The sequence below is a fragment of the Bacteroides sp. D22 genome (genome assembly GCF_000163675.1).
In the GTDB taxonomy this organism is placed as follows: domain Bacteria; phylum Bacteroidota; class Bacteroidia; order Bacteroidales; family Bacteroidaceae; genus Bacteroides; species Bacteroides xylanisolvens.
In genome coordinates, this window is sequence record NZ_GG774819.1 from 98,472 (window position 1) to 105,843 (window position 7,372).

The window sequence follows — 7,372 nt, forward strand, 5'->3', positions numbered from 1 at the left end:
CACGGGCATGGAAAGGACGGAAATAGATGCTGTCAGAAGGATGCCGCTTGCGGATTTTCTCGCACGGCTGGGGCATGAGCCTGTCAGAAGGAGCGGTAACGAGCTGTGGTATCTTGCCCCGTACAGGGGCGAGCGCACATCCTCTTTCCGTGTGAACGTGGCGAAACAGCTCTGGTACGACTTCGGTTTGGGCAAGGGCGGCGACATCTTCACGCTTGCCGGGGAGTTTCTGCAAAGCGATGACTTCATGAAGCAAGCGAAGTTCATAGCGGAAGCCGCCAATATGACGGTTGCCGGATGGGAAAAGCCCGTCTATCTCTCGAAGCCGACCGAATCCGTTTTTGAGGATGTGGAGGTCGCTCCGCTGCTCCGCTCACTGCTGACGGAGTATTTAGAGGAACGGGGCATCCCTTACGCCATCGCATCCCGTCACTGCTGCCGCTTGAACTACGGTGTGCGTGGGAAACGGTATTTTGCCGTTGGCTTTCCGAACATGGCAGGTGGCTATGAAGTCAGAAGCCGATATTTCAAGGGTTGCATACCTCCGAAGTCTGTATCACTGGTAAAGGCGAATGACATCCCGGCTGACGAGTGCCTCGTGTTCGAGGGCTTCATGGACTTTCTCTCTGCCGTGACGCTTGGTGTAACCGGTAACGCTGACTGTCTTGTGCTGAACTCAGTCGCCAACGTGGAGAAGGCGGCGGGATTGCTGGACGGATACGGGCGCATCGGCTGCTTCCTCGACCGTGACGAAGCCGGACGGCGGACGCTTGCCGCACTTACCATGCGATACGGGGAACGTGTCACCGACCGTTCCTCCCTCTATGACGGTTGCAAGGACTTGAACGAGTACCTGCAACTGACAACGAAAAAACAGAAAAACAACCATCTAAAAATCGAAGAACAATGAACATACTGAACAACAGAAACAAGAGAACATCAATATTCAAGGCAGTGGCGTTATGCCTGATAGCCGCCATGTCATTCACCCTCGTGTCATGTGACGATGACATGGACATCCAGCAGTCCTATCCCTTCACGGTGGAGGTCATGCCCGTGCCGAACAAGGTAGTAAAGGGGCAGACAGTGGAAATCCGCTGTGAACTGAAAAAGGAGGGCGACTTTTCGGGTACGCTCTATACCATCCGCTATTTCCAGTTCGAGGGGGAAGGCTCGCTCAAAATGGATAACGGCATCACCTTCCTGCCTAACGACCGCTACCTGCTGGAGAACGAAAAATTCCGCCTGTACTACACGGCGGCGGGTGATGAGGCGCATAATTTCATCGTGGTGGTGGAGGATAACTTTAGCAACTCCTACGAACTGGAATTTGACTTCAACAACAGGAATGTAAAGGACGACGATCTTACCATCGTTCCCATCGGCAACTTCAGCCCCTTGTTGAAATGATGCGTGTATTCATGACAATGCTCTGTTCACTTCTGACGGTCTGTTCTGTGTCCGCGCAGATCAGCCGCCAAGAGGGAACGGACGGGCAGGCGGCAATCTACCGACTGCCGCTTATGGAACGTGCTTTTTTATGCTGCCGCTACTTTGAAGGCTGGCACTCAGAAAAACACTACCCATACGTCGGTTGGGGTCACAAACTTTTGCCAAACGAGAAGTATTCGGCACGAACCATGACAAAACGGGATGCGGATGAACTTTTGCGGAAAGACCTGCGCAAATTTGTCGCCATGTTCCGTAAATTCGGGGTTGATTCGATTTTGCTTGGCACGTTAGCTTACAATGTGGGACCGGCGAAGCTGTTAGGCAGCAAAACAATCCCCAAAAGCACCTTAATCAAGAAGCTGGAAGCTGGTGACAGGAACATCTACCGTGAGTATATAGCCTTCTGCAACTACAAAGGAAAACGCCACGCCATGCTGCTCAAACGGAGAAAGGCGGAGTTTGCGCTGTTGTATATCCCATAAAAGGACTGACAAAACTGGCAAAAGACGTGCCATATTTAACTTGGCACGTCTTTTGCTCTATCACTTGATAGATTATCGTAGGATTTTCTCGTTAATTGACATCGTTGAGCCATTTTTGCCTATCGGTTTCCAAATAACACTTCAAGTTGTAAGTGTTGTGAGAGCAATACAAAACATAGTTATTAACCATAAAAAGTATAGCGAAATTATGAAGAAAGTATTTAGGAAAATTCAGAAAGGAACAACAAAAATGATTGAACGTATCAAATCGTTGGGGGAAATGGAGACGAAGCAGAAATGTGTAGTTCAACGGTTCGAGATTATCATTCCCCTCCACCAAAAAATAACGACCCAATATATAGCCTCCGCAAGTTTTACTTGCGGATTTTTTAGTTATCGCAGATTGGACAAAGGTTTCTTTGCTACTTTCTTTGTCCGCCATCATGCTCACTGAAAGAAAGTAGGGCGGCTCTCGCCGCCCCGCCACTCAAAAGCGTGTGTAAAGTCCCGTCACCATCGTGAACATTTCCTCCAGCATATCAAAATAGATACCCTCGTGTACGGCAATGTCCTTTGTCTTGCACTCAAAGGTCTTTTTGCTGAACGTCCTGCGGTAGAAGCGCATATTGTAGAGGTCTGCCCCTTCGTCATAGATGATGTCAAGGCGGTTGGCACTTGTTTTGTTCCTTGCAAGGCTCATCCGTAAGCCGTTGCCCATATCTATGAAATCACGGCTACCTGTCATGGCGGTGAAGCGTTTTCCGCCTATCTGCTGTAATATCGTCTTGGCTATCATATCTTTTGTTTTTAGGGTTTTAAGTATTGGCGGTGCGGACACCGCCATCCCGTTCAAAATTCTCGCATTTCGGAAATGGGGGTCTGCCGTTGTAGCCACTCTTTCACACATTCCATATTGTACTCGCTCGTGATGACTGCCGTATGGCTGTCGGTGGCGGTGAAACGTGTGCTTTCGTAATCATCTATCCACCCCTTGAGGGTGTCCGTTCCCCACGCTCCGGTATCGTCAAAGATACCGTCCAATGCCGTGATAGGTTCGCTGAACTTGACTATCAGCGTTTGATAGGTCGTGTTCATAGTCTGTCCTCCTTTCCCTTCTTTGCGTTCAGCCACTTGTCCCGTGCGGCTCGGCACTCGTCCAACGTGGGTTTGACACAAGAGAACAATTCTCTGTCTATGGGGTGGCGGTAGTCGTACTGCACAAGTGTCCGCCTGCGTCTTCCGATACCCGATTGGAAACGCTCGTATTTCTCCGTACCTGCTTCCGCGCAGGTGCTTACTCCGTTGATGGTCATTCGTGTTGTCATAATGTTGCTTTTTAGATGGTTAAAAATGTACTGACAGAACTCTGTTCTTCATCACCATTTCGGGGTTGCTTGTGTAGCGTTGGTGCAGGTAGAAATGGTGTGAGCCGAAGCCGTAAAGGAAAAACTTGTCAAGTTCGTGCTTCTCGGCAAACTCCTTTACGCTCTTTCTCAATTCCCCCTCACTCGTTGTGAGAGTGAGGAGGTTCACAAATTCAAGGAACATCGTGGGGATTGCATCATCCCACACACAAATCATACTTTCAATTCTTACTTCCATATCAATGTTGTTTTAGGGGTTATGCTATGCCGCTTTCATCCGCTCACGGATAAGGTTGGCGTTCTTGTTCACAAGGTCTATGATGCGCTCGTGATATTCGGTGTCCTGGTTGTGCTTGCCGTGGCACTGCACCACTTCGAGGGTTCGCAAGTCCACCTCTACGGTTTCAATAATCTCATCGCCAATCCTTGCCGATAGTATGAGGGTGTCGGCTTTCTTGTAGTATCCACTGCCAAACACGCAGATGCCCTGCGTCTTGCCCTCGTTGTAATACTCGTCTATGCTTTCAAGCACCTTGACGATTATTTCCTCGTCCGTGATTACCAAGCCGAAGAATTTGGATTTGTTGGCGATGAAATCCTCCGCATCTTTCTTTCGTTGGAGTTGTCGCTGTTGCTCACGCTCACGCCTTTCAATCTCCCAACGGCGTTGCTCTGCGGCTCTTTCCTTCTCGTGTATGGCTTCAATTTTTCGGGTTGCGTTGTCGTGTGCCGCCATGAAATCTTCGGGACAGATGTTCTTCGGGTTACGGAGGTCTTGACCGAGTTTTTTGAGCATACGCAGATAGTCGCACCACATTGAGAGGTTGTCTATCTGATACTTGTGACGCTTGGCAATCAGATATGATGCCCAACATTCATCGGCAGTACGGGTATTGAAAAGAAAGTGTTTCATGACCTCAATCTCACCGCCTTTCATAAGGGTTTCAATTCTTGGGTCTGAAAGCAAGGCTTTGAAAAGACGCACGGGGGAGATGCCGTGGAAATCGCCCTTGAAGCCGTTACGTCTGAGTTGGGGCAATATCCTCATCTTTGGATATGCACAGCTTCTTGCCACCACATCATCGTATAGGCTGTTGTGCGGTCTTACCTCCATATCGCTGCCTAATGCCCACACATCGCAATAGCAGAAAAGGAAGCCACGGAGCAACGCCATGTCCGTAACCTTGCCGTCGGGTGAAATCCAACGCTGCACGACCTCGTGGCAGTAGAAACGCATCGGTTCGCCTTTCCTGCTCTCGCATCTGACCTGCGCCACGCGGATTACCTGATACCCTTTGCAGGTGGTTATCACGCTGAAATTCTGCGTTTCCTTGTAGATGCGTCTGCGTGTGTCCTGCACTTTGAGTTCGGCATGGCATTTGGGGCAGGTGCAGCCTTCAAGGGTGTCGCATAGTCCGCTGTCGCTGTGCCACTCGTGACCGCAGTCGGAACAGGTGATGTTCCCTTTCTTGGTGCGGTAGCCGATATGCTCAACGCAGTGGCGGTATGCCCAATCTATTTGTGTCGCTGATATGGGGCGAAGGTTGGCGGAAAGTCTTGCCACCTCTTTCTGTATCTTGGTCTTCGGTTTCATAAGCCTAAATCAAATAATGAGGGTTGGGGTTGGTTTTCTTTTCTCGCTGACGGTCTGTGGCGGTTCTGCAACTTGCGGAGTTCCTCCTCTTGGTATTTGCGGACAGCGTTCTGACGTGCCTCCGCCTTTTCCTCTGCCGTGAGTTTCACAACGTGGTTCACAACCACTTGGCAGTCCATCGGTTTGCCCACCTCTATCTCGTTTTCCTCATAGTAGTGGATGGCTTGCCCGAATATCTCTCCGTCCGTGAAACCGTTGCAACCGCTTTTCTGCACATAGTTCAGAATGTGGGTCACGCACTCGTCCATGTTCTTGGCAGGGTTGCGGTACTTCTTTGCAAATAGCGCATCTTCCTCCGCACGCTGTTCCAAGTACATATATATCGTTCTCTTGAAATGGTCTGTTCCTTTCATATCGCTGTCATTTTTAGATTATCTGTTTCAGTATCTCTCTCCAATAGGTCGGCTCTACCTCGCTGAGAAGGAAGTCCATGAAATCCCTCCGTGCGTCCTTGTTCAGTTCGTGGTACAATCTTCGGAAAGTTTCAAAATTGCCGTTGATGTACGTTTCCACCATATACACGAAGATGTTGTCCACCTCGTAATATCTGCACTGCTGCGCTGCCGTCTTGCTGTTTCTTTTTGCCATGTCGGTAAGGGTTAAAGGGTGAATAACCAAAGGATGAAGCCAAAGAAGGCAATGGTGGAAAGGATAGCCACGATTACACCTATCGCCACTCGGAACACTCCGTTTACAATCTCTCTGATGATGCCCCAAAGGATGCCGAACACCCCGAAGGCGGTGCGCATCATCAAGCCGCATATCGCCAACCCGATGTGTTGCGCCATTTGTCTGAAATTTGCCGTTGCCGTCATATCTTCGCTGTTTTTGATTTTTTTGTTTTTAATGCGGATTCAAGAGCTGAGGGAGTTGAGTTTCAAACTATCTTATCTGCCTCTCGTTTATCCGACATTTTTTTTATGCGTCTTTCTGTCGCATCGGTCGTTTTCGTTTCGGGTGCTTGAAAAGGTAGGGATTAGGGAATGCAAGGTTTTTCGGTCAAAATACTACCCGCAGGGCTGGAGATTTTTACCGAAAACAGGAGGCTTGACCTTGCTTTCCCGTCCAATCCCGGAATTACCTTTGCGCCCAGAACGAAAATGACTGACTGATGCGGCTTACTGAAAGGCGCAAAATGGAGGTAAACGAAAACAGAGGCAGATTGTGTAGAAAAAAACTTCAGGGGAAAATCCGTAAAAAAAAGAATCACCAAAAGGAAAAAGACATCACCGGAAGCGTGAAAAGGGCAAACCACAACAAAGGAAGTATGATTGTTTCCGATCCGACGGAACTTGTTCAGCCGGGTGGCAACAATCATTCTTCCCGGTTTGTCCGGCTGTGTGTGGGCGCCTGTTTCATTCATGGGGCAGGCTGACACACTCTGCATTCACTTTCCGCTTCCGGCAAAAGAGACAGCGAAAAAAGAAAAATCATTTGAAAACCCGTAAAAGCACCTCTTGGCATAGGCGCAAAAGAAAGGGGCATTGCTTCATCTGTCTAAACATCGTTTAGGCGTGAGGCAATGCCCTTTTCTCCAGCTATGCGGTAGTCGGCACACGTTTGTTCCAAACTCGTTTTGGGCAATGGTGTGCCGACGGACAATACCGCTTTTACGGAAAATTCTTATGAATGAGGGGATAAAAAACGGGAGTTTATATCAAAATCTCGAATTAAATAGCTACTTTTGCATACGAAGAGTTCTTTGAAGGTTACGCAACGCGCAGAAGGATAATGCAGTAGATAACTAACTAAATCGTAACCTATTACTATCAAGAGCAATTAACCTACGCTCATTTCCAATAAATTACACTCTTTTCGTAACTTCATGTCGCAAATATACAAAATAAAGCTGACTTATGCAAGATTTTAAACATATTAATATATTGATAGTCAGATATATAACCTCGTACAATCGATTGTTCTGTAACCTCGTACTACCCTACGAGTAATTCTTTGCGGACAGTACCCTGGAGCAGAACCACGAGTTTCTCCCAACCGATTTCATAACGATGACTGGCCTTGCAGAAAACAGGTAGGAGGAAACGGTCTTTGTCCAGCTTCTTCCAATAAAGCACGTATCCCCCTGTATCATGATGAAGGATTTTGATGTTCCGCCGGTCCTTGCTCAAAAAGATGAAAATATCCCCTGCGGAGGGCTCTTTACCCATTATTTTGCGTACCAGTTCGGCAAGGGTGAAAATACCTTTTCGCATATCTACCGGACCTTCGCACAGGTAGAAGCGCATGCTGGGATTCAGCCCTAACATAATGTTCCCAGGTTTTGAAGCAGAGCTGTTATGCTCTCAAGATTAGTGTTACATTTTCGGATCTCAACTCCATTGCCCAGTTTTAGACGAAACGAAACAATCTCAAAGTTGTCCGATTTGACAGATTTGGGAGATGATGTACAACGTGAATGA

Annotated in this window: 15 protein-coding genes; 5 read left to right on the top strand and 10 right to left on the bottom strand. The window is 48.2% G+C overall.

Annotated elements, in window-relative coordinates:
• Positions 1 to 7: 7 nt before the first annotated feature.
• The 4 genes from HMPREF0106_RS04645 (at position 8) to HMPREF0106_RS28320 (ending at position 2,388) form a co-directional block, all read left to right on the top strand.
• Positions 8 to 910 carry a toprim domain-containing protein gene (locus HMPREF0106_RS04645; protein ID WP_004291524.1) on the top strand — a complete coding sequence of 301 codons (903 nt, stop codon included), beginning with the start codon at positions 8 to 10 and terminating at the stop codon, positions 908 to 910.
• Positions 907 to 1,410, top strand: a complete 504-nt coding sequence (locus tag HMPREF0106_RS04640; protein ID WP_004291525.1) for a DUF3872 domain-containing protein — start codon at positions 907 to 909, stop codon at positions 1,408 to 1,410. The genes HMPREF0106_RS04645 and HMPREF0106_RS04640 overlap by 4 nt, the downstream gene beginning before the upstream one ends.
• Positions 1,407 to 1,934, top strand: coding sequence for a glycoside hydrolase family protein (locus tag HMPREF0106_RS04635; protein WP_004291526.1), 528 nt, complete (start codon positions 1,407 to 1,409; stop codon positions 1,932 to 1,934). The genes HMPREF0106_RS04640 and HMPREF0106_RS04635 overlap by 4 nt, the downstream gene beginning before the upstream one ends.
• Positions 1,935 to 1,998: 64 nt before the next feature.
• The gene (locus tag HMPREF0106_RS28320; RefSeq protein WP_004291527.1) at positions 1,999 to 2,388 is read left to right on the top strand and encodes a hypothetical protein; all 390 of its coding nucleotides are present in this window, start codon (positions 1,999 to 2,001) and stop codon (positions 2,386 to 2,388) included.
• 33 nt (positions 2,389 to 2,421) lie between these two features.
• Here HMPREF0106_RS28320 and HMPREF0106_RS04625 read toward each other — a convergent pair whose 3' ends face one another.
• The 9 genes from HMPREF0106_RS04625 to HMPREF0106_RS28475 all read right to left on the bottom strand — a co-directional run bounded on the left by HMPREF0106_RS04625 (position 2,422) and on the right by HMPREF0106_RS28475 (position 6,339).
• Complete coding sequence (locus HMPREF0106_RS04625) at positions 2,422 to 2,730, bottom strand: hypothetical protein (protein WP_004304290.1); 309 nt, start codon at positions 2,728 to 2,730, stop codon at positions 2,422 to 2,424.
• Between the two features lie 53 nt (positions 2,731 to 2,783).
• Positions 2,784 to 3,029 (bottom strand): DUF6956 domain-containing protein, encoded by a 246-nt coding sequence (locus tag HMPREF0106_RS04620; protein WP_004291529.1) that lies wholly within the window; start codon positions 3,027 to 3,029, stop codon positions 2,784 to 2,786.
• Positions 3,026 to 3,259 carry a DUF3873 domain-containing protein gene (locus HMPREF0106_RS04615; protein ID WP_004304291.1) on the bottom strand — a complete coding sequence of 78 codons (234 nt, stop codon included), beginning with the start codon at positions 3,257 to 3,259 and terminating at the stop codon, positions 3,026 to 3,028. The genes HMPREF0106_RS04620 and HMPREF0106_RS04615 overlap by 4 nt, the downstream gene beginning before the upstream one ends.
• A gap of 19 nt (positions 3,260 to 3,278) precedes the next feature.
• On the bottom strand, positions 3,279 to 3,536 hold the full coding sequence (locus HMPREF0106_RS04610; RefSeq protein WP_004291531.1) for a hypothetical protein: 258 nt from the start codon (positions 3,534 to 3,536) through the stop codon (positions 3,279 to 3,281).
• Between the two features lie 24 nt (positions 3,537 to 3,560).
• A complete protein-coding gene (locus HMPREF0106_RS04605) occupies positions 3,561 to 4,892 on the bottom strand; it encodes a PcfJ domain-containing protein (RefSeq protein ID WP_004291532.1) in 1,332 nt (443 codons plus the stop codon).
• Positions 4,889 to 5,305: a PcfK-like family protein gene (locus HMPREF0106_RS04600; RefSeq protein ID WP_004291533.1), complete on the bottom strand. Its 417-nt coding sequence runs from the start codon at positions 5,303 to 5,305 to the stop codon at positions 4,889 to 4,891. Before HMPREF0106_RS04600 ends, HMPREF0106_RS04605 begins: the two co-directional genes overlap by 4 nt.
• Positions 5,306 to 5,318: 13 nt before the next feature.
• Positions 5,319 to 5,540, bottom strand: a complete 222-nt coding sequence (locus HMPREF0106_RS04595) for a hypothetical protein (RefSeq protein WP_004291534.1) — start codon at positions 5,538 to 5,540, stop codon at positions 5,319 to 5,321.
• Between the two features lie 11 nt (positions 5,541 to 5,551).
• Positions 5,552 to 5,767, bottom strand: a complete 216-nt coding sequence (locus tag HMPREF0106_RS04590) for a hypothetical protein (protein ID WP_004291535.1) — start codon at positions 5,765 to 5,767, stop codon at positions 5,552 to 5,554.
• A 161-nt stretch (positions 5,768 to 5,928) separates the two neighbouring features.
• Positions 5,929 to 6,339, bottom strand: a complete 411-nt coding sequence (locus HMPREF0106_RS28475; RefSeq protein WP_004291538.1) for a hypothetical protein — start codon at positions 6,337 to 6,339, stop codon at positions 5,929 to 5,931.
• A gap of 106 nt (positions 6,340 to 6,445) precedes the next feature.
• Here HMPREF0106_RS28475 and HMPREF0106_RS28325 point away from each other — a divergent pair, with 106 nt between their 5' ends.
• Positions 6,446 to 6,658, top strand: a complete 213-nt coding sequence (locus HMPREF0106_RS28325; RefSeq protein ID WP_007567577.1) for a hypothetical protein — start codon at positions 6,446 to 6,448, stop codon at positions 6,656 to 6,658.
• 228 nt (positions 6,659 to 6,886) lie between these two features.
• Here HMPREF0106_RS28325 and tnpB read toward each other — a convergent pair whose 3' ends face one another.
• On the bottom strand, positions 6,887 to 7,219 hold the full coding sequence (gene tnpB, locus HMPREF0106_RS04585; protein ID WP_004324217.1) for an IS66 family insertion sequence element accessory protein TnpB: 333 nt from the start codon (positions 7,217 to 7,219) through the stop codon (positions 6,887 to 6,889).
• Positions 7,220 to 7,372 lie beyond the last annotated feature (153 nt).

Excerpts from the sequence above, each read along its gene's own strand:
- HMPREF0106_RS04645 (WP_004291524.1), top strand. The coding sequence starts at position 8 with ATGGAAAGGACGGAAATAGATGCTGTCAGAAGGATGCCGCTTGCGGAT.
- HMPREF0106_RS04640 (WP_004291525.1), top strand. The coding sequence starts at position 907 with ATGAACATACTGAACAACAGAAACAAGAGAACATCAATATTCAAGGCA.
- HMPREF0106_RS04635 (WP_004291526.1), top strand. The coding sequence starts at position 1,407 with ATGATGCGTGTATTCATGACAATGCTCTGTTCACTTCTGACGGTCTGT.
- HMPREF0106_RS04625 (WP_004304290.1), bottom strand. The coding sequence starts at position 2,730 with ATGATAGCCAAGACGATATTACAGCAGATAGGCGGAAAACGCTTCACC.
- HMPREF0106_RS04620 (WP_004291529.1), bottom strand. The coding sequence starts at position 3,029 with ATGAACACGACCTATCAAACGCTGATAGTCAAGTTCAGCGAACCTATC.
- HMPREF0106_RS04615 (WP_004304291.1), bottom strand. The coding sequence starts at position 3,259 with ATGACAACACGAATGACCATCAACGGAGTAAGCACCTGCGCGGAAGCA.
- HMPREF0106_RS04610 (WP_004291531.1), bottom strand. The coding sequence starts at position 3,536 with ATGGAAGTAAGAATTGAAAGTATGATTTGTGTGTGGGATGATGCAATC.
- HMPREF0106_RS04605 (WP_004291532.1), bottom strand. The coding sequence starts at position 4,892 with ATGAAACCGAAGACCAAGATACAGAAAGAGGTGGCAAGACTTTCCGCC.
- HMPREF0106_RS04600 (WP_004291533.1), bottom strand. The coding sequence starts at position 5,305 with ATGAAAGGAACAGACCATTTCAAGAGAACGATATATATGTACTTGGAA.
- HMPREF0106_RS04595 (WP_004291534.1), bottom strand. The coding sequence starts at position 5,540 with ATGGCAAAAAGAAACAGCAAGACGGCAGCGCAGCAGTGCAGATATTAC.
- HMPREF0106_RS04590 (WP_004291535.1), bottom strand. The coding sequence starts at position 5,767 with ATGACGGCAACGGCAAATTTCAGACAAATGGCGCAACACATCGGGTTG.
- HMPREF0106_RS28475 (WP_004291538.1), bottom strand. The coding sequence starts at position 6,339 with ATGCAGAGTGTGTCAGCCTGCCCCATGAATGAAACAGGCGCCCACACA.
- tnpB (WP_004324217.1), bottom strand. The coding sequence starts at position 7,219 with ATGTTAGGGCTGAATCCCAGCATGCGCTTCTACCTGTGCGAAGGTCCG.